Consider the following 20481-nt stretch of genomic DNA (forward strand, 5'->3'; position numbering starts at 1 on the left):
GATATCATGACAGACGACCAACACCACAAGCACAATTCAAGCCAACAAAAATACCCAATAAAAACAATAAAATAAAAAATATCACTCAAAAAAAGAGTCATAACAACTCAATGAAAAACAGTCATTATGACTCAAGGAACTCACTTAAACTCTATCCTAACCAGTGGTTACACCAATAGCAGTGGTTACACGCATAGCACTGCTGTTCGGGCTAATCACCACACAAGCCGTCTGTTTTTGTTTACCAAAACCGATGATTTGTGACAGCGCTTTTTTGCCGACCGGAATGAAGGCAGAAGCCATCGCATCCGCTTCTGTTTCTGCATGTGGATCGTGAATGAAGAAGAATTTATCGCTCATACCACTGAGTACGATCCAATGCGGCTCTTTCTTACCATCGAAACGATAAGTGCTGATGAGTAGCAGCACACATGCTCCTTCCGTCACCCACGCTTCCAGTTGCTCTTGACTCGGTGGTGCATCAATCATCGCCACATCTTGATGAGTAAGCTGCTCACAAAAATCAAGATGAACCAATTCGATAACTTGTTTTTTATTGGCATCTCGCACGCTATCAATAAAAGGCGTGCTTTTGGATTGGCTCCACAGCTCCACATGATAACCGCGTCGACTAGCAGCCAATGCCAACCCTTGCCCGCTGCACCCACCGTGCCCTGCCGCCATAAAAATCGTTGTTGCTTCTCGCCACAGTTGCAGCTCAGCGGTGCGACTCGGCTCAAACGATTTAGACAAGCAAGAAAAGCTCATCAGCAAGCATGCCGCACCGCAAGTAAATGGCGTAGTCTGAACATAAAGTGGCATCGGTAATTGCACCTTAGGCCCTTGTGGCGACAAGCGTTTTTGCATCCGGCGTCCATTACACAAATCATCGTAATAATGGATAAGAAATTTCAGGGTTTTATAGCCCATTTTTTCATATAAATTTATCGCTGCCGTATTGTCTTCACGCACTTCTAATCGTAATGTAGTGGCACCTTGATCAAGAGCAGCACGCTCGCATTGCTCGACCAAATTTTGAGCAATCCTCCGGCCTCTGAAATCAGGTTTTACGGCAATCGAATACAACCTTGATAGCTGTGTACCTTGATGAAATAGTAGCAATGCATATCCAGCCAGCTCTGTGCCGGCATCGGCCACAAACAACACCGCTTGGTTGGAATGTAAAAAACGCTTCATTTGACGTGGAGAGATTTTATCTCCGTCAAACAGCTGTTGTTCTAACGCATTAAGAGCAGTGAGATCAGCACTTTTCGCAAGACGAAAGTCCATACGACGTCCTTAAGTGGTTGGCAAGATTGCGGCTCAATATTATTCCTATTAATTAAGGAAAAGAATAGCAATGGCAAACCTTTTGATCGTGACCGACCAGTCCAGTGACTGGCAACAATATTTCCCCTCAGAGCAAGTGGTAAGTGTAGACCAATACCTCAACAGTAATGGCACCCATACTCATCGCAGCCTGCAAGTGGTCAACCTGTGTCGCGATTATGGCTACATGAGCAGCGGCTATTACTGCTCGCTGATGGCAGAGGCACGCGGCCACCGCGTTATCCCTCGAGTGATGGCAATCAACGACATCAATCAACCCTTTTTACTCTCTTCTGGCTTATTGAAACTCAATAAACTGTGCGCCCAAACCGATTTTATACAGTGCAAAATTTATTTTGGCCGCACCGCAGAAAAAGGCTTGGATAAACTGGCTCGTCGCCTGTTTGAACAGTTTATGGTGCCCGTTATTGAGTTGGAAATGAACCGCGTTCAAGGGCAGTGGCAAATCAGCAAAATTGGCCCTTTCCCATTCCAAGATTTGAACGACCAAGAACAAGATTTCTTCGTCGAATCATTAGAGCTGTTTTCAACCAAAGTTTGGCGTAAACCGAAGCAAGAGAAAAAGTACCGTTACGATATTGCCATGCTGGTGGACGAAGAAGAGAAAATGCCTCCTTCTGATCCCTCAGCATTAAAACGTTTTCGCCGCGCCGCAAACCGTTTAGGGGTTAACCTAGAAACCATTTCACCGGATGACTTATCGCGTTTGGGTGAATTTGATGGCTTGTTTATTCGCGCCACCACCAACATCAGTAATTACACTTACCGCTTTGCAAAAACGGCTGAGAAAATGGGCTTGGTGGTGATGGATGATTCTGAATCGATCATGAAATGCACCAATAAAGTGTTCTTAACTGAGTTGTTGCAACGCAACAAAGTGCCTGCGCCAAAAGGCGTGATTTTGCAAAGTTTTGATGAGCAATGGAAAAGCAATGTCATGCAGGAGTTGAGCTTTCCCATGGTATTAAAAATTCCAGATGGCGCATTTTCACGTGGCGTGGTCAAAGTACGCGACGAGCAAGAGCTGGAACGCGAAGCCGGCGCACTGTTTGAAAAAAGTGCTCTGATTTTGGCACAAGCCTTCATGCCAACTGACTTTGACTGGCGCATCGGTGTAATGAACCGCCAAGCCATCTTCGCCTGCAAATACATGATGAGCCGCGGCCACTGGCAAATTTATCAACACCACAACAGTGGCCGAGTCTCTTCTGGCGGCTTTGAAACCTTGGATTTAAAACAAGTACCTAAAAACGTGGTTGATGTTGCCTTAAAAGCGTCAAACCTTATCGGCAGTGGCCTGTACGGCGTTGACTTGAAAGAGATTGATGGCCAAGTTTACGTAATCGAAGTGAACGATAACCCTAGTATTGATCACCAAGTTGAGGATGCGTTTTTAGGCGATCTTCTTTACGATAGGATCATGACTGAGTTTCTACGCCGTATTCAAATGCGCGGCTTCTGATCTCAATTGGTATAATCTACTGCTCCTCAATGCAGAGTCATTGAGGAGCAAGTGATAAGGATATTCATGGAATTTTTGATCGACCAGTGGCATTTTTCTGCATCCGCTCCGCAGCAAAAACTCAATAGTGCTTCACTGATTGAAGCAGGGAATTGGTATCACTGCCAACGCGATATTCCCGGTTTAAAAGAGTGGTTGCTGCAGTATCAGATCCCCACTTCAATTGTCGACAGCCTCTTAGCAGAGGACACTCGCCCACTGTTTGAGCAATACGATGATGAGAACTTTTTACTGATTTTGCGTGGCGTCAACATGAACGACAACGCCAACCCAGAAGATATGTTGAGCGTTCGCATTCTCTATTTCAATGGCGCGCTGTTTTCAACCCGCAAAATTCCGTCAAAAGCCGTCAATGTAATCCGTGACCTACTGCAGGCCGGGCAAGGCCCGCAAACTCTTTCAGATGTACTCGTGCAGATCATTGATGGTTTAAACAAAAACATCGATAACTACTTAAACAGCATTGAAGCGAAAATCACCCAATACGATAACGAGATTGAACTCAGTGACGAGCTGATGCAGACGCATAAAGCGCTGCTCAAAATCAAACGTTTTATCAAACCTCAGCAATACGCCATCGATGATTTCAGTGATTCCAAAGTCTCGCTGGCAAATGATAAAAACTTGCGTCTGCGCCACAGCGTTAACACCATCACGCGCATTAATGAAACCCTCGATTTTTACCTTGGTGAGCTCGAACTGATCAAAGGGGAATTACGTCAATATCATGCAGAGAAGATGAACCAAAACACCTATTTATTCTCGGTGATTGCGGCGATCTTTCTACCAACAAGCTTTTTAACTGGCTTACTTGGGGTTAATGTCGGCGGTATTCCCGGCACTGAATCCCCCGTTGCTTTTGCTCTCTTTTGCGTCGCACTGGTTGGTATTTTTGGTTTAGAGTTTTGGATTTTGCATCGGTTACGTTTTTTCAACAAGGAGTCGTAATTCACTGATGATGTATATTTTTGGTTATGGCAGCTTGATCAACTCCGCTTCTCGCCAGTTAACAGGGCAAACAGGAAGAGCGATTCCCGTGGTCGCGCATGGTTTAGTTCGTTACTGGGGAAAAATTGATGAGAGCTACATATTGTCACCTTTGGTGGTGAATGAAGGACAAGGGCAAGTCAACGGCGTACTGCTGGAGATCGATGAAACCGCTTTGGCAGAATTTGACCGTCGAGAACGTGGTTATGAGCGAGTGCCCCTCAACGCTAATCAAATCGAGAGTAATGACGCTTTTAACCTTCAATGGCCGATTTGGGTTTATGTCAAAGAGGCACCAGAGCCTCCCTGCGAGCGAAGCCCTATCGTACAAACCTATGTCGATACCGTGCTGGCTGGTTGTTTAGAGTTTTCAGAAACCTTTGCGCGCCATTTTGTTGAGCACACGGTTGGCTGGCAACATCCGCTGATTAACGATCGCCTCGCGCCGAAATACGGTAATTTAGCAGGGGTAGAACCCTGTCATCATGCGATCATTGATGAGCTGATTGCTACGGTCCGTTAGCGCATTAGCTTTTATTCCAATTTTAAACGTTTACATTAATTAGAAGCCTTGATTTACCTATATAGAAAGTCGTAATTATCACATTGATTGCATTGTTCGTTTGCCTTATTTACACCACCATTGTTAAATACAGCGAGCAATAGCAAGAGGTGTAATATGGCTACCATAAAAGATGTAGCTCGCGAAGCCGGTGTGTCAGTGGCAACGGTTTCACGAGTCATCAATAAATCCCCTAAAGCGAGTAAAACATCGATTGAAGCGGTCACCGCCGCAATGAGTTTACTTGGCTATCGGCCTAACGCCGCCGCACGAGCTTTAGTCAGCCAAAGTACCGACACCATAGGCGTGCTAGTCAGTGACGTTTCCGATCCTTTTTTTGGCATGCTCGTGAAAGCGGTCGATAATGTGGCTCATGACAATGGCAAGCATCTGTTGATTGGCAATGGTTATCACCGTGCTGAAGAAGAGCGCCAAGCGATTGAACTGTTGATCAACAGCCGTTGTGACGCTTTGGTGATTCACTCGAAAGGTTTATCGGATCAAGAATTGATCGACTACGCCGCCGAAGTGAAATCGATGGTATTGATCAACCGTCATATCCCGCAACTGGCTAACCGCTGCATCTCATTGGATAACTACAAAGGTGCTTATTTGGCGACTGAGTTTTTGATCCGCCACGGTCATAAAAAAATCGCTTGTATTGGCTCTTCTCATTCGATTGAAGACGCTACAGATCGCGTAGCTGGTTATCAAGCCGCGTTGAAAGATCACGGTATTGAGATCGCTCCTAATTACATCGAGTTGGCCGAACCACACAGCGAAGGTGGCGAGCAAGCGATGACTCACTTGCTGATCCGTTCGATCGACATGACTGCCGTGGTCGCCTACAACGATAATATGGCAGCGGGCGCGTTAAATGTGCTTGAGGAGAATGGTGTAAAAAGCCCTGAGCAAATTTCAGTGATCGGCTTTGATGATGCGTTGATCGCACGCTACATTCGCCCAAGGCTGACCACCATCCGCTACCCAATCGAGATGATGGCTGAAAAAGCCGCTAAACTGGCACTCCAATTAGCCCGTGGCGAAACGATAGAAAAAGAACCGATGATTTTCTCACCGACTTTGGTGCGTCGAGATTCGGTAGAAAAAATCTGACGCACTCAGGTTACACTTTCACTCGCCACTTTGGGCATCAATACTCAACATCTAAGCGACGCACCCACCTTAAACGTCAAATTGGTAAATGGTGGTATGAGTATATTCTTGCCCTGGTAGAGTAATACAGCTGGGTTGCTGCCATTCGGCATGATTGGGAGCATCCGGCAAGTATTGAGTTTCTAATGCGACCCCCGCATAGCCTTGATAAACCCCACCGCGCCGATTGGGCGTCCCCGATAGCCAGTTTCCACTATAAAGTTGTATGGCTGGCTTAGTCGTAAATACGCTCATGGTTACCTTTGCATCTGGTGATTTCAGTTGCGCGGCGCACACGGTTAAATCAGCTTTATCAGGCAATAAATAACTGTGGTCATACCCTTTGCTTGCTTGTTGCTGCTCATCTTTGAGTAAGTCACGACCTATTGATTTTGCAACGCGAAAATCAAAGCCCGTGTCGATGACAGATTTTGGCCCTGACAATGGGATTCCATGTGGATCTGTGGGTAAAAATTGATCGGCTTTTATAAAGAGTGACTGATCTAAAATCGTATGATCACTCTCTGCGCCTAGCAAATTAAAATAGGCGTGGTTGGTTAAATTAAGCGGCGTTGGTTTATCTGTGGTCGCTAAATAGCGGAGGATCAATTGATTCTGATCGTTCAGTTCATAGCTCACGGCAATGTCAACATTACCGGGAAAACCTTGGTCACCATCCGATGAATGGATTGAAAACGTCACTTGTTGAGCACTTTTGTGAGCAATAGTCCAACGACGCTGATCTAACCCTTCAAGACCACCATGCAAACTATTTCCAGCTTGGTTGGTCGTCACTTGATAGCGTTGATCATTTAATTCAAATTGGCCTTTAGCGATCCGGTTGGCATAACGTCCCACAGTGACGCCCATATAGCTTTGTTGTTTCTGGAAGTCGCTCATGGTGGAAACACCCAGCAGAACTTCTCTGCGTTCCCCATCCTTAAGCGCCAACTCACAACTGAGCCATGTTGCACCAATATCCATTAATACTACGCGGCTACCAATGCGGTTAGTCAAACTGACAAGTTGTGCCGGGCGGCCATCATAGGCTACTTGCTGAGTCATAGTGTGAACAAGTGAAGATGTGCAGCAAGCCTCCACTAGACCAGCGCCCTCTTTTGCTTGGCAGACGTAAATCGACGCTTTGAGGCCAGTCGCCACTTCATATTTCTCATCGACAGCCGCTTTCACTGCATCAACCAATGTCGGTGGGACAAGTGCCACAATACAGCCACCAAAGCCGCCCCCAGTCATACGCACACCGCCTTGGTCACCAATCACCTCTTTGATGATATCAACCAAGGTATCAATCTCTTTGACCGTAATTTCAAAATCATCACGCATCGATGCGTGCGATTGAGCCATCAGCTCGCCCATACGCTTCATGTCGTGGGCGCGCAACGCTTGGGCCGCTTCAACAGTACGGTCATTTTCAGTAATGATGTGACGAGCACGTTTAGCCACCAACTCATCAAGCTCAGAAACTTTTTGGTTAAACTGTTCAATGCTTACATCACGCAGCGCTTTGACGCCAAAAATACGCGCAGCCTCTTCACACTGCTGACGGCGGGTGTTGTATTCGCTATCTACCAAGCCACGTTTTTTATTGGAGTTGACGATCACGACGGCCATCTCTTCTGGCATTGAAACCGCTTGTGTTTCTAGGCTACGGCAATCTAAAAGTAGCGCGTGGTTTTCACGACCTTGCGCCGAAATCATTTGATCCATAATACCGCAATTACAGCCGACAAATTCGTTCTCGGCCTGTTGACCATTTAGTGCAATTTCCGCTTGAGAAATATCCAGTTGATAAAGTTCTTTAAAGGTTTGACCGATCACGACCTCAAGCGCAGCCGAAGAGCTAAGCCCCGCTCCCTGTGGAACATTACCGCTGACAGTAATATCCGCCCCAGTAAACGAGTACCCACGCGCAAGCAAACATTTCACCACGCCGCGAATGTAGTTCGCCCACATTTTGTCTTGTTGGAAAGTAATCTCTTGGGTGAGGTCAAACTCATCAAGTGCATTGCCATAATCAACAGATACGATGCGGACTAAATTATCTTCACGCTTGGCAGCCGCTACCACGGTTTGATAGTTAATTGCGCAGGGGAGCACAAAACCGTCGTTATAGTCGGTGTGCTCACCAATCAAATTTACACGGCCTGGCGCTTGGATGATATGACTAGGCGCGTAGCCCAACACTTGCTCAAAAGACGCTCTCACATTTTGGATTAAATCAAACATTTGCATTCCTAAACTCATAAACTGGTTTTCATTTCTCATTAACCACTTAGCGCTATGAAAAAAACTTTGTTAAGCCCAAGTCGTTGGAGGTGCAGCGAGGTGATAAGTAAATTCAGCCAATGAACATAGATTACCTATGTTCTTAGGGTGCGTTTACGCAGCAACAAAGCTACAACTTCACAGATGACGTTACTGCTCTTTGTAGTGAACATCACTTAGCTCGCGCAGACGCTGCGCCGCTTGTTCTGCGGTTAAATCTCGTTGGCTTTCAGCCAACATTTCATAACCCACCATAAACTTACGAATCGAGGCACTGCGCAGCAGTGGTGGGTAGAACAGTGCATGCAGTTGCCAATGGTCAATGTTCGTACCCTCTTCAAAGAAAGGCGCGTAATGCCAGCCCATAGAATAAGGGAAAGAACATTGGAACAGGTTGTCGTAACGGCTGGTCAGTTTTTTAATCGCAACGGCGAGATCGTCACGTTGCGCATCACTCAACTCTCTCATGCGACGGATATGCGTTTTTGGCAGCAACATGGTTTCAAATGGCCATGCAGCCCAGTAAGGCACAACAGCCACCCAATGCTCTGTTTCCAGCACAATGCGTGAGCCATCTTTCAGCTCAGCTTGCACATAATCCACCAGCAGGTTACTACCCTGTTGTTGGTAATACGCTTTTAGGTTGTGCTCCTTGCGTTCAATTTCATTGGGTAAGAAGCTATTAGCCCAGATTTGGCCGTGTGGGTGAGGTTGGGAACAACCCATGGTTTCGCCTTTGTTCTCAAATGCTTGTACCCAAACGTACTCTTTACCTAACTCTTCGATTTGATCGTTCCACGTATCAATCACGCTGCGAATGTTGCCCACGGGTAACTCTGGCAGAGTTTTGCTGTGATCTGGAGAGAAACAAATCACTCGGCTCAAACCACGCACACCTTGAGTTTTGAATAGAGGGCTATCGGACTCCGGTGCATCTGGTGAATCTACCATCAGTGCTGCGAAGTCGTTGTTGAATACGTATGTACTTTGGTAGTCTGGGTTGACATCACCAGAGATACGCTCGTTTGTCGGACAAAGAAAACACTTCTCATCATAACTTGGCAGTTCATCTACCGCTGGCTTTTCATCAGCCCCGCTCCAAGGGCGTTTAGCGCGATGTGGTGAGACTAAAATCCACTGCCCCGAGAGTGGGTTGTAGCGACGATGTGGATGATCCACTGGGTTAAATTCAACATTCGACATATTGCTTACTCAATTATGCTATTTGATAGTCCGACGCGTCACGCCGGATAAAACTAGTACCCTTGCGGGTTATTGGATTGCCAATACCATGTATCAGCAGCCATTTCATTGATACTGCGCGTCGCCTTCCAAGCCAGATCTCGCTCCGCTTTTGTGGTACTAGCCCAACACTCGGCAATATCACCCGGGCGTCGTGGGCAAATCTCATAAGCAATAGGAACACCACTTGCTTGAGCAAAGGCTGAAACTATCTCTAACACACTCGATCCGTTACCCGATCCAAGGTTGTAAATATGCCTTCCCGCTTTCATCGTAACCGTATTTAAAGCGGCCAAATGGCCATCGGCTAGATCCATCACATGAATGTAATCACGCACACCCGTACCATCCGGTGTGGGGTAGTCGCTACCAAATATGGATAACTTCTCGCGGCGACCTACCGCAACTTGGGCAATAAACGGCATCAGATTATTCGGCACACCTTGCGGGTCTTCGCCCATAGTGCCCGAAGGGTGAGCCCCCACAGGGTTGAAGTAACGCAGTAAGGTCACACTCCAATCTGGCTCAGCAACCACTAAATCCGATAGGCACTGCTCAATCATATATTTGCTACGACCGTAAGGATTGGTGGTTGATCCGGTTGGAGAATCTTCAGTTATCGGCACGATTTCAGGATCGCCATACACTGTCGCCGATGAACTGAATACAATACTTTTCACTCCAGCTTTACGCATACTGCGCGCTAGCACCAACGAACCATTGACGTTATTGTCATAATATTCGAGCGGTTTTATCACGGATTCACCGACGGCTTTTAAACCTGCGAAATGAATCACAGCATCAATATTATGTTCAGAAAATACCTTATCGAGAAAGGCCTCATCACGGATATCACCATGATAAAACACGGGCGTTTTATCTGTCAGTGCATGGATACGGCTTAATACTTCAATCTTCGCGTTAGATAAGTTGTCAACGATAATGGGGTCGATACCCGCTTGTATCATTTGTACACAGGTATGACTTCCGATATAGCCCATACCGCCCGTCACTAATACTTTCACCATACTCTCCTATTGGGATACCGATAGAGGTTGATTCTCGCTCTTGAAAAAGTCTAACAGCCTTACTCGCTTTCAATCTGTGATCAAAACACCACAATGTAAACGTTTCCACGAAAACTCTAAAACAATTCCCTTCACTTAACTGATTTTATTTAAATTACGTATACAATACGCACAGGTAGGCTCTAGTGAGATATTTTGCAGCCCACCACCTTGCACCATCATCTTCTCTAGTTCGACTTACCTTGCTGAGTTTTAGCCCATGCCCCAAAGCCGTGTAGAACTGAATAACCGAATGAATATCGTCACTTTGACTTGGCCGATCTTTATTGAGATTTTATTACGGACGGCGATTAACACCAGTGATGTATTTATGCTGAGTAGTTATTCAGACAAGGCTGTATCAGCGGTTGGGGTTATCACTCAAATCAATTTTTTCTTGCTGATTGTCTCAATGATGGTCAGCAGTGGTACAGGGATCCTAATTGGGCAATACAATGGCTCTGGCCGCCAAAGTGAATCGGCACATGTTGGGGTGGCCAGTTTACTGCTTGGATTAATCATTGGCTCATCGCTCAGTTTAGCCGCTTATTTGAGCGCTAATTCAGTCATGAATGCCTACGGCTTAGAAGCGCAGGTCGCACAATATGGCTATGAATATCTGGTTATCAGTGGCAGCTTTACAGTAAACGTTACCATCGGCATTGTACTGGCGACGATTTTGCGCAGTAACGGCTACTCCAAAGCGCCGATGTTCATTAATTTATTTGCCGGATTATTGAATATCATCGGTAACTATATTGCTATTTTTCAACCCTTTGGACTGCCCGTCTACGGTGTACAAGGGGTTGCGATATCAACAGTATTCAGCCAAATTGTCAGCACTATTTTGCTGTACTACACCGTTAAGTACTACCACATATCACTACCGGTGAAAGAGTGGAAAATCATCCCGAAGCCGCTATACCAGAAGATCATCAAGATCGGTATGATGAATGCGGGAGAGATTCTTTCCTATAACATGATGCAACTGACGGTGATTTTTTTCGTTGTAAAAATGGGCACGGCTTCATTGGCCGCGTTTACTTATGCGCAAAATATTGCCCGTCTCGCCTTTGCATTCTCAGTAGCTCTTGGGCAAGCCGGGCAAATTCAAACTAGCTACTACATTGGTAAAGGTTGGGTGGATGAGATTCTGACTAAAGTACAACAATATTTTGTGGTTGGCTTTCTCGTCTCCAGTACATTGACGATCTCAATTTATCTACTGCGCGCTGACATCATCGCCCTCTTCACTTCTGATCCTGAGATAACGGCCTTGGTCGCAGGGTTAATTGCTGGCTCCATTGCAATGGAAGCCGGGCGCACGTTTAACCTAATTTTTATTGCCGCACTCAAAGGCGCAGGAGACATTCGCTTTCCAGTGCAGATGGGCATATTAAGCATGTGGACTTTTGGCGCAGGTTTAACTTACTTATTTGGCCTACATTGGGGATGGGGAGTTATGGGTGCATGGGTGGCCATTTCGGTGGATGAATGGTTCAGAGGCATCATCATGTTTAGGCGTTGGCGATCTAAGGTTTGGACTAAGTTTAAACTCAGTTAACCCATGCCAATCTGTCTATCATTTTCCTGCGGTTTACAAATGGTTAATGATTAAATTTGAATCTGCTCAAACATCCTTTTAAAGTAGCAAAACAACGTCTATTTAAGAGTGCTTATGCACATGTTTACTATTTTCAAAACTTTTTTTCTGCTTGGATGGATAAGCTTTGGCGGGCCAGCCGCTCACATTGGTTATTTCCGCAATACATTCGTTGAAAAATTAAAATGGATTGAAGATAAAGAATACGCACAGATCGTTGCCTTAAGTCAGTTTTTGCCAGGGCCAGGTTCAAGCCAAGTTGGGTTTGCACTAGGATACCATCGTGGTGGCTTATTGGGTGGATGCGCCGCTTTTGCTGGTTTTACACTCCCTTCGGTTTTGATCATGGTTGCCCTTGCCATCGCCAGCAGCCAATTACTACAAACCCCCTTATTTCAAAACGTGATTCACGGCTTAAAACTGCTAGCCGTTGTGGTTGTCGCGGATGCCACATGGGGAATGTCTAAAAACTTCTGTAAGAATCGCTTAACTGTTGGGTTGTGTGTGGCCACCGCTGTGATGCTGATTGTTGCACCCAGTATTGGAACGCAAATCGGAGTTCTCATTGCGGCAGCGCTGATCGGAGTGAAATGGCTCCCTAGTCAAGATTTAGCCACTGAACGTTCATTTGTCCCCGCTTTCGTCCCTTTCGCTCTCTTTATTGGCTTACTGGTCGGTTTACCTTTTGCCGCCCACTTGATGCCTGAAATCGCTCTATTTAACCACTTTTATCAAGCGGGTAGCTTAGTGTTTGGCGGTGGGCATGTCGTACTTCCATTGCTGCAAAATTTGGTTGGCGACGCGCTTGACCCGGATCTATTTTTAACAGGATATGCCGCAGCACAAGCGGTTCCTGGTCCAATGTTTACCTTCGCCACTTACATTGGTTACGCTCTACTACCACAAGCGCCAATCTTAGGCGCAACGCTGGCGACCATTGCCGTCTTTTTGCCGGGTTTTTTGTTACTGCTAGGCGTGCTTAAAAATTGGCAAGCCTTAGCAAACTATCGATCAGTATCAGGAGCAATCAACGGTGTTAACGCCGCCGTCGTTGGTTTGCTGCTCTCAGCCTTATATCACCCTGTATTTACAAGCTCGGTCAGAAATCATCTAGATATGGCGATCGTTCTGACCGGTTTTTACCTAATAAAACAGCTCAAATTGCCTATTGTCTGGCTGGTTATATTCTTTATGCTCAGTGGTATTGCACTTGGATTAAACTGAAACTGGCCATACGCCTTGTGACTAAAAATGGCGTCAAGTCAAATAGCCGTATTTATCTAGTGACCCTGCGTCATCCAACGGCTTTCCAGTACCACCTCATATTGCTTGGTTATATAACCCATTTTTTATTTAAATTTCACGCACGCATCGCTTATCTGTTCTAAACTTATCAATTAGAAGAGCTTCTCCATTTCAACCTTGGAGACCCTGTAGCGCAGAGGAACACGCGATGGATACGCATAGCAAAGGTTGCGAGCACGCCTATTTTCCACATGTTGGTCCACTCAATAAGCAACTGGCTAACATACACCAGCGAATGCAAGTCAAAGTCCCAGAGATTGACCGGATCTCTTTTGCGCTATACGACCATCATCATGATAATTTGAAAACCTACGCCGACAGCACCTTTCACGGGGGCGAGCTTATACATTACGAGTTTCCACTTGCTGAGCTTCCAGTCCTTAAGCAATGCGCACAAAACGGCCAGAGTCGTAGCGTTGAAAATATCCCAATCCAATTGAAGCCAGACTATCCTCATACTCGCTGGCTAATTGAACAAGGTTATTGTTCATCACTGGCAATTCCGACTTACCATCAACAAGCATTTATTGGCTTTATTTTCCTCAACTCGTGTCAAAGCCATTTGTTTACCGAACAGGTAAGGCAGAATGTAGAACCTTTTATTGAGATGATTCGCTTTGCAGTTTGCTCTGAATACGACCTAGTCCACACTATTTTAGAGACTGTAAATTTGACTCAAGCACGCTCCCCAGAGCATCAACTGGAATCGAAAGAGCATAAAGAACGTATTAGCTGTTATGCCAAAGTCATCGCTACGGAAGTTGCTGACATTTATCAACTGGATGATGAAACCATTGATAACATCATCCAGTTTTCGCGCTATCACGACATAGGCAAACTTGCCCTACCGACAAGCTTATTACTTAACCCAAATACATTAGATAAACCAGAGCGTGCTCAACTGTATAGCCACATAGAAAAAGGGATTGAAATCATTAATCAAATTATTGATGACATAGGTACACCTGATCACCCTTGCATATCCATATTAAAAGAGATCGTCGCTTATCATCATGAGTTTTTGGATGGCAGTGGCTATCCTTACGGCCTAATGCAAGACAATATCCCGATATCGGCACGCATTATTGCTGTTGCCAACGTCTTTGATGCCTTAACAAGCCATCGTCCATACAAACAAGCTTGGTCTGTTCCTTTTGCCCTTCTCGAACTGGAAAAAATGGTCGTGAGCGGCAAGCTTGATAAACACTGTGTCAATGCCCTTCGCTATCATCAAGATTACTTAAAACATGTGATTGATATTCACCCAGAAATCGACCCGAAGGATAGATTCAACTGAACAGAAATAAACGTCACGCTGAGTTAATAGTGTCAAAATAAGAAAGTGAATCCAGCGCTCAACTTTAACGTTTAGTAACTACAATCTTCTTTTACCTAACCATTCCACCATGCTAAAGTTAACAAAACATTAACATAAGAATAATAATATTTTTGCCAATAACATGGAGTTAGAGAATGATTCAGCCTAACGAGTTAAGCAAAGCAACTTGTGCTCTCCCACCACCGAATGAAATGATCTTGAAATGGGCAGCGGAACGCCCCAACCAAGTTTATTTAAGACAAATTATTAACCGAAAATTTGTTGAATACACCTATGCTGAAGTGGCCGACAAAGCACTCAGGCTCGCCTCGGCGCTACAAGCGCTAGGGGCAAAACCCCAAGATAAAATTGCACTCATTTCCAAAAACTGCGCTGAATGGTTTGTGTGTGATCTCGCAATGATGCTCGGCGACTTTGTCAGTGTTCCCATTTTTCCAACGGCTGGCGCCGATACCATCGAATACTGCCTCACCCATAGCGAAACAAAAATAGTCATTGTGGGTAAACTCGATAACGGCCAAGCCACCCAACAAGTATTGAGCCATTTGCCAGATATCATCAGTATTGCGCTACCCTATGATTCAGCTCCCATTTGCGATCACCTGTTTACAAAATTGATTGAGCACTATCCGCCAAGCACAGAACGCCCTGTACATTATGACAATAAGTTGATGTCTTTAGTCTATACATCGGGTACGTCAGGCTTGCCGAAAGGGGCTATGCTAACCTACGGTGCATTTAGCTGGTCAGCTCAACAGCTTATAAACCACATTGGCATTCAAGAAAACGACCGTTTATTTTCCTACCTCCCTTTAGCTCATATTACTGAACGTGTTTATATTTTTGGCTCTTCCATCATGGGTGGGGTACAAACGGCTTTCCCTGAATCATTAGACACCTTTATTGAAGATGTCAAAATGCAGCGCCCGACGCTCTTTATCTCAGTACCAAGGTTATGGACTCTATTTCAGCAACGCATTCAAGACAAATTACCGCAGAAAAAGCTCAATTTTCTGCTAAAGATCCCTTTTGTAAGCACGCTGATTAAGAAGAAACTTGCTGATGGCTTAGGGCTTGATCAAGCACGTGTGCTTGGTTGTGGCTCGGCTCCCGTATCACCGGCGTTATTAGAGTGGTATCACCAAATTGGGCTAAACATTACCGAAGCTTGGGGCATGACAGAATCTTTTGCTTATAGCACCCTGAACTACCCGTTTAGAGCCGACAAATTGGGGTCGGTTGGACGAGCAGGCCCAGGAATCGAACTTAAAATCGCTAATAATGATCATGAGATTATGGTGCGTGGCCAAGGACTATTTTCTGGCTATTATAAAAATGACATTGCAACTCAAGAGTCATTTGATAAAGAAGGATGGCTACATACTGGCGATATCGGTTTTATTGATGCTGAAGGTTATCTCACCATTCAAGGGCGCAAAAAGGATACCTTTAAAACAGCCAAAGGCAAGTTTGTAGCTCCCGTACCTATCGAAAATAAACTGTTCGAATACACTCGAGTCGAGATGATGTGTCTGATTGGCTTAGGGCTTCCCGCCCCTATTTTGCTGGTTGTTCCACATAATTTCCCTCATTTTGATCGCGTTCGTTATGAGCGTACTACTCAAAAAGTCATTAAGCGGATGAATGAGGAATTGGAATCGCATGAGCAAATCAAAGGCGTGCTAATGATAAAGGAGCCATGGTCAATCGAAAATGGCGTGCTCACTCCTACCTTAAAAATCAAGCGGCATGTATTAGAGCAGAAATATCATGAAATGGGGCACAATTGGCCAAAAGGACAACTGGTTGTTTGGGAAGAGTAATCCATTCTAATTGAGCAGGTTGGACTTAACCTCTAACCTGCCAATACACCAAGTTTTCACACTGACAACCTCCTATATTGCCTAATATTTTGTCCTAATTTAACTCCTATGCCTGCTATACTTAGCTTAAATAACGCCATTGAATAATTGGATCATGACACAAGATAATAACCCGCTGCATGGGGTCACTTTAGAAAAACTACTCACGGAGCTCGTTGAATACTATGGCTGGGAAGAGCTCAGCTATATGGTCAATATTAACTGCTTTAAAAAGGATCCGAGTATTAAATCAAGCTTGAAGTTTTTACGTAAAACTGAATGGGCACGTATTAAAGTTGAAGAAATCTATATCAATCTTAAGGGCTAACTAAACGATATAAATTGAGTGGCATAAGCTACCTTCGCCCGGCAGTTTCCACTTTTATCGGTTCTGCTTTTATCGGTTTTTATGCCCTTTTCTATTTCGTTGTTACGTAAAAAAGCCCCACCAGCTTTCACTGGTAGGGCTTTTTACGTTCAGCTTAGCTTTTAAGAATTACTTCTTATCTGCTTCTTTACGTGCTTTAACGTCAGCAATAACTTGCTCTGCAACGTTTGCAGGACATGCAGCGTAGTGTGAGAACTCCATAGAGAACTGACCACGACCAGATGTCATTGTACGTAGGTGACCGATATAACCAAACATTTCAGATAGAGGAACGTTCGCTTTAATACGTACACCTGTTACGCCAGCTTCTTGATCTTTAATCATGCCACGACGACGGTTAAGGTCACCGATAACATCACCAACATGATCTTCTGGAGTAAACACGTCAACGTGCATAATTGGCTCTAGAAGTTGAGCGCCAGCTTTAGGCATAGATTGACGGAATGCACCTTTCGCTGCGATTTCAAATGCGATTGCAGATGAGTCAACTGCGTGGAAGCCACCGTCGAACAGTTCAACTTCAACGTCTAGTACAGGGAACCCAGCAAGAACACCTTGGTCCATCATAGACTTAAAGCCTTTCTCTACCGCAGGCCAGAATTCTTTAGGTACGTTACCACCAACAACTACTGATTTGAACGTGAAACCTGAATTTGGCTCACCTGGTTTGATACGGTAGTCGATCTTACCGAACTGACCAGAACCGCCAGACTGTTTCTTATGCGTATAGCTGTCTTCAATTGCTTTGGTGATAGTTTCACGGTAAGCAACTTGAGGAGCACCAACGATAAGATCAATGCCGTGTGTACGCTTAAGGATATCAACTTTGATATCTAGGTGAAGTTCACCCATACCTTTTAGGATGGTTTCGCCAGTTTCTTCATCAGACTCAACTTGGAATGATGGATCTTCTGAAACCATTTTACCTAGCGCAATACCTAACTTCTCAGAACCGCCTTTGTCTTTAGGAGCAACAGCGATAGAGATTACAGGCGTTGGGAAAATCATTGGCTCAAGAGTACATTCGTGTTTAGGATCACATAGAGTGTGACCAGTTTTTACGTTTTTCATACCAACGATAGCGATGATATCACCCGCTTGAGCGGAATCAAGTTCGTTACGATCGTTCGCGTGCATCTCAACCATACGGCCAATACGCTCAGTCTTACCAGTAGCACTGTTAAGAATGGTGTCACCTTTCTTCAGTTTACCAGAATAAATACGGATAAACGTTAGGGCACCAAAACGGTCATCCATGATCTTGAATGCAAGTGCGCGGAATGGTTCGTCAACAGAAACTGTTGCAACTTTACCAGTAGGCTCACCTGTTTCAGGATCAGTCAGATCTTGAGGTACAACTTCAGCTGGAGCTGGAAGATAATCAACAACGGCATCTAGTAGAAGTTGCATGCCTTTGTTTTTGAATGCTGAACCACAGAATGTAGGGAAGAACGCTAATTCACGAGTACCCTTACGGATACAAGCTTTTAGTTGCTCAATAGTTGGCTCTTCGCCTTCCATATAAGCCATCATTAGCTCGTCGTCTTGCTCTACTGCAGTTTCGATTAGCATTTCACGGTATTCTTCAACTTGCTCTACCATGTCTGCTGGAATTTCTTTGATTTCGTAGTTTTCTGGCTGACCTGAATCATCCCAAACGTAAGCTTGACGGTTTAATACGTCAACAACGCCAACGAATTCGTCTTCACGACCAATTGGAAGAGTCATAACAAGTGGGTTTGCGCCAAGAACTTTCTTCACTTGTCCTACAACGCGGAAGAAGTCTGCACCCATACGGTCTAGTTTGTTTACGAAGATCAGACGAGCTACTTCTGAATCGTTCGCGTAACGCCAGTTAGTTTCTGACTGAGGTTCAACACCGCCAGAACCACAGAATACACCAACACCGCCATCAAGAACTTTCAGAGAACGGTAAACTTCAACTGTGAAGTCAACGTGCCCAGGAGTATCGATAACGTTAAAACGGTGATCTTTCCAGAAACAAGTCGTCGCTGCTGATTGAATTGTGATACCGCGTTCAGCTTCTTGATCCATGAAATCCATGGTAGAAGCGCCATCGTGTACTTCACCTGTACGGTGGATTTTACCAGTAAGCTTAAGAATACGCTCAGTGGTAGTGGTTTTACCGGCATCAACGTGCGCGAAAATACCAATGTTTCTGTATTTTGATAAATCTGCCATTGTCTTACTCTGTTAATAAGGTATAAAGTGCGCGCAGAGTATATCACAATCTGTCAAGACTGATACCCTTGCATACGCTTGCTTGAAAAAAAATATAGTACGGTTACGAACTGTCGGTGAAATATAGGTCATAACCGTAAAAGAGGCGAGTTTAATTAAGATTTATAACTCATCAAATGCTTCAATTGCTTCAGATAATTTCTTCACACCGTGCAATTGCATGCCCGGTATTCCACCTTTAGGCATATTCGCCATCGGAATAATTGCTTTCTTAAAACCATGTTTAAATGCTTCATTTAATCGCTCTTGACCACTAGGTACTGGGCGAATTTCTCCGGCCAAACCGACTTCGCCAAACACCACAACATCTTTAGCAAGTGGTTTATCTCTGAAGCTTGAAAGCAGTGCCATGAGAAGTGCTAAATCAGCGCTTGTTTCCGTCACTTTAACGCCACCAACCACATTAACAAACACATCTTGATCGGACATTTGTAAGCCACCGTGCTTGTGAAGCACAGCCAATAATAAAGATAAGCGATTTTGCTCAAGCCCAACGGCGACTCGCCTTGGGTTTGCTAATTGTGAATAGTCAACCAGTGCTTGGATCTCCACTAGCAGTGGACGCGTTCCTTCCCATACGACCATCACCGAACTGCCCGAAGTATCTTCTTCGCCTCGCGAAAGGAAAATGGCAGAAGGATTACTCACTTCACGCAAGCCCTGTCCCGTCATGGCAAAAACGCCGAGTTCATTGACCGCACCAAATCGGTTCTTGTGACTGCGCAATGTACGAAAACGACTATCAGTCCCTCCGTCGAGCAATACCGAGCAGTCAATAATATGCTCTAGCACTTTTGGACCAGCCAAAGAACCGTCTTTAGTAACGTGTCCGACTAAAAATACGGCAACGTTGTTTTGCTTAGCATAGCGTGTGAGCGTTGTCGCAGACTCGCGCACTTGTGCCACCGTACCGGGAGAGGATTGGACGTCAGCCACATGCATCACTTGAATTGAGTCTATGACCATGATGCGGGGCTGCTCTTTTTCAGCGATTTGGCAAATTCGATCTACATTGGTTTCCGACAGCATTTTAAGCTTATCTTTAGGTAAACCAAGACGAGAGGCTCGCATCGCGACTTGCTGAAGCGATTCTTCACCCGTGACATACAAAGCAGGCATTGACGCCGCGAGCTGACACATGGTTTGCAGCAATAAAGTCGATTTCCCAGCGCCAGGGTTACCACCGATTAAAATCGCCGCGCCGGGTACGACACCACCACCCAATACACGGTCCAACTCTTTAAAGCCGCTAGAAAACCGTGGGACTTCCTGCAGATTAATATCCGACAGTACTTGGACTTGTGATTCCGTTACCGCCCCAGCGTAACCACCTAGTCGCTCATTACGTGCAACCTGCGGCGATGCTGCCAAGCGTACTTCGGTGATAGTATTCCATGCACCACAAGCACTACATTGACCTTGCCAACGCGGAAAATCTGCGCCGCAATCATTACATACATAGGCGCGTTTTGCTTTTGCCATGCTTCCTCAACAATTCCTGTTTCTTGTTGGTAACCTATACTTTTCAAGCTTAAAGATTAAACTGTTAAG

At 45.2% G+C, this 20481-nt stretch carries 15 protein-coding genes and 1 pseudogene; 9 read left to right on the plus strand and 7 right to left on the minus strand.

Features of this window, described 5'->3' with window-relative positions; genetic code table 11:
- Positions 1–156: 156 nt before the first annotated feature.
- Positions 157–1290: a GNAT family N-acetyltransferase/peptidase C39 family protein gene (locus tag AACQ17_RS14610; RefSeq protein WP_094147731.1), complete on the minus strand. Its 1134-nt coding sequence runs from the start codon at positions 1288–1290 to the stop codon at positions 157–159.
- Positions 1291–1360: 70 nt separating this feature from the next.
- Between AACQ17_RS14610 and AACQ17_RS14615 the strand changes: the two genes are divergently transcribed.
- The 4 genes from AACQ17_RS14615 (at position 1361) to AACQ17_RS14630 (ending at position 5537) form a co-directional block, all read left to right on the plus strand.
- The gene (locus tag AACQ17_RS14615) at positions 1361–2812 is read left to right on the plus strand and encodes a RimK family protein (protein WP_017046561.1); all 1452 of its coding nucleotides are present in this window, start codon (positions 1361–1363) and stop codon (positions 2810–2812) included.
- Positions 2813–2878: 66 nt separating this feature from the next.
- Positions 2879–3820 (plus strand): zinc transporter ZntB, encoded by a 942-nt coding sequence (locus AACQ17_RS14620; RefSeq protein ID WP_094147732.1) that lies wholly within the window; start codon positions 2879–2881, stop codon positions 3818–3820.
- 10 nt (positions 3821–3830) lie between these two features.
- Positions 3831–4382 carry a gamma-glutamylcyclotransferase family protein gene (locus AACQ17_RS14625; protein ID WP_026028691.1) on the plus strand — a complete coding sequence of 184 codons (552 nt, stop codon included), beginning with the start codon at positions 3831–3833 and terminating at the stop codon, positions 4380–4382.
- A 156-nt stretch (positions 4383–4538) separates the two neighbouring features.
- On the plus strand, positions 4539–5537 hold the full coding sequence (locus AACQ17_RS14630; protein WP_026027964.1) for a substrate-binding domain-containing protein: 999 nt from the start codon (positions 4539–4541) through the stop codon (positions 5535–5537).
- 69 nt (positions 5538–5606) lie between these two features.
- On the opposite strand, the gene galM is transcribed toward AACQ17_RS14630, so the two are convergent.
- From galM to galE, 4 genes and pseudogenes are all read right to left on the minus strand, one after another.
- Complete coding sequence (gene galM, locus AACQ17_RS14635) at positions 5607–6641, minus strand: galactose-1-epimerase (RefSeq protein ID WP_232472867.1); 1035 nt, start codon at positions 6639–6641, stop codon at positions 5607–5609.
- A gap of 30 nt (positions 6642–6671) precedes the next feature.
- Positions 6672–7823, minus strand: a pseudogene (galK, locus tag AACQ17_RS14640) (galactokinase); the annotation flags it as partial.
- A 189-nt stretch (positions 7824–8012) separates the two neighbouring features.
- A complete protein-coding gene (locus AACQ17_RS14645; RefSeq protein WP_094147733.1) occupies positions 8013–9065 on the minus strand; it encodes a UDP-glucose--hexose-1-phosphate uridylyltransferase in 1053 nt (350 codons plus the stop codon).
- 53 nt (positions 9066–9118) lie between these two features.
- A complete protein-coding gene (gene galE, locus AACQ17_RS14650; protein WP_094147734.1) occupies positions 9119–10132 on the minus strand; it encodes a UDP-glucose 4-epimerase GalE in 1014 nt (337 codons plus the stop codon).
- 259 nt (positions 10133–10391) lie between these two features.
- Between galE and AACQ17_RS14655 the strand changes: the two genes are divergently transcribed.
- From AACQ17_RS14655 to AACQ17_RS14675, 5 genes are all read left to right on the plus strand, one after another.
- Positions 10392–11735, plus strand: a complete 1344-nt coding sequence (locus AACQ17_RS14655; protein WP_373568410.1) for an MATE family efflux transporter — start codon at positions 10392–10394, stop codon at positions 11733–11735.
- 114 nt (positions 11736–11849) lie between these two features.
- The gene (chrA, locus tag AACQ17_RS14660; protein ID WP_094147735.1) at positions 11850–12998 is read left to right on the plus strand and encodes a chromate efflux transporter; all 1149 of its coding nucleotides are present in this window, start codon (positions 11850–11852) and stop codon (positions 12996–12998) included.
- 229 nt (positions 12999–13227) lie between these two features.
- On the plus strand, positions 13228–14376 hold the full coding sequence (locus AACQ17_RS14665) for an HD-GYP domain-containing protein (RefSeq protein ID WP_088721265.1): 1149 nt from the start codon (positions 13228–13230) through the stop codon (positions 14374–14376).
- A gap of 176 nt (positions 14377–14552) precedes the next feature.
- Positions 14553–16241 carry an AMP-binding protein gene (locus tag AACQ17_RS14670; RefSeq protein WP_017047484.1) on the plus strand — a complete coding sequence of 563 codons (1689 nt, stop codon included), beginning with the start codon at positions 14553–14555 and terminating at the stop codon, positions 16239–16241.
- A gap of 154 nt (positions 16242–16395) precedes the next feature.
- Positions 16396–16608, plus strand: coding sequence for a VF530 family protein (locus AACQ17_RS14675; RefSeq protein ID WP_017046551.1), 213 nt, complete (start codon positions 16396–16398; stop codon positions 16606–16608).
- Between the two features lie 168 nt (positions 16609–16776).
- Here AACQ17_RS14675 and fusA read toward each other — a convergent pair whose 3' ends face one another.
- On the minus strand, positions 16777–18870 hold the full coding sequence (gene fusA, locus AACQ17_RS14680) for an elongation factor G (RefSeq protein WP_017043055.1): 2094 nt from the start codon (positions 18868–18870) through the stop codon (positions 16777–16779).
- A gap of 162 nt (positions 18871–19032) precedes the next feature.
- Positions 19033–20412: a DNA repair protein RadA gene (gene radA, locus AACQ17_RS14685; RefSeq protein WP_013856131.1), complete on the minus strand. Its 1380-nt coding sequence runs from the start codon at positions 20410–20412 to the stop codon at positions 19033–19035.
- Positions 20413–20481: the final 69 nt, after the last annotated feature.

The organism is Vibrio sp. V10_P2A27P122 (assembly GCF_963874335.1).
Taxonomy (GTDB): domain Bacteria; phylum Pseudomonadota; class Gammaproteobacteria; order Enterobacterales; family Vibrionaceae; genus Vibrio; species Vibrio anguillarum.

Bases quoted from the DNA above. Each gene is read 5' to 3' on its own strand.
- AACQ17_RS14610 (WP_094147731.1), bottom strand. From the start codon at position 1,290: ATGGACTTTCGTCTTGCGAAAAGTGCTGATCTCACTGCTCTTAATGCG.
- AACQ17_RS14615 (WP_017046561.1), top strand. From the start codon at position 1,361: ATGGCAAACCTTTTGATCGTGACCGACCAGTCCAGTGACTGGCAACAA.
- AACQ17_RS14620 (WP_094147732.1), top strand. From the start codon at position 2,879: ATGGAATTTTTGATCGACCAGTGGCATTTTTCTGCATCCGCTCCGCAG.
- AACQ17_RS14625 (WP_026028691.1), top strand. From the start codon at position 3,831: ATGTATATTTTTGGTTATGGCAGCTTGATCAACTCCGCTTCTCGCCAG.
- AACQ17_RS14630 (WP_026027964.1), top strand. From the start codon at position 4,539: ATGGCTACCATAAAAGATGTAGCTCGCGAAGCCGGTGTGTCAGTGGCA.
- galM (WP_232472867.1), bottom strand. From the start codon at position 6,641: ATGACTCAGCAAGTAGCCTATGATGGCCGCCCGGCACAACTTGTCAGT.
- AACQ17_RS14645 (WP_094147733.1), bottom strand. From the start codon at position 9,065: ATGTCGAATGTTGAATTTAACCCAGTGGATCATCCACATCGTCGCTAC.
- galE (WP_094147734.1), bottom strand. From the start codon at position 10,132: ATGGTGAAAGTATTAGTGACGGGCGGTATGGGCTATATCGGAAGTCAT.
- AACQ17_RS14655 (WP_373568410.1), top strand. From the start codon at position 10,392: ATGCCCCAAAGCCGTGTAGAACTGAATAACCGAATGAATATCGTCACT.
- chrA (WP_094147735.1), top strand. From the start codon at position 11,850: ATGCACATGTTTACTATTTTCAAAACTTTTTTTCTGCTTGGATGGATA.
- AACQ17_RS14665 (WP_088721265.1), top strand. From the start codon at position 13,228: ATGGATACGCATAGCAAAGGTTGCGAGCACGCCTATTTTCCACATGTT.
- AACQ17_RS14670 (WP_017047484.1), top strand. From the start codon at position 14,553: ATGATTCAGCCTAACGAGTTAAGCAAAGCAACTTGTGCTCTCCCACCA.
- AACQ17_RS14675 (WP_017046551.1), top strand. From the start codon at position 16,396: ATGACACAAGATAATAACCCGCTGCATGGGGTCACTTTAGAAAAACTA.
- fusA (WP_017043055.1), bottom strand. From the start codon at position 18,870: ATGGCAGATTTATCAAAATACAGAAACATTGGTATTTTCGCGCACGTT.
- radA (WP_013856131.1), bottom strand. From the start codon at position 20,412: ATGGCAAAAGCAAAACGCGCCTATGTATGTAATGATTGCGGCGCAGAT.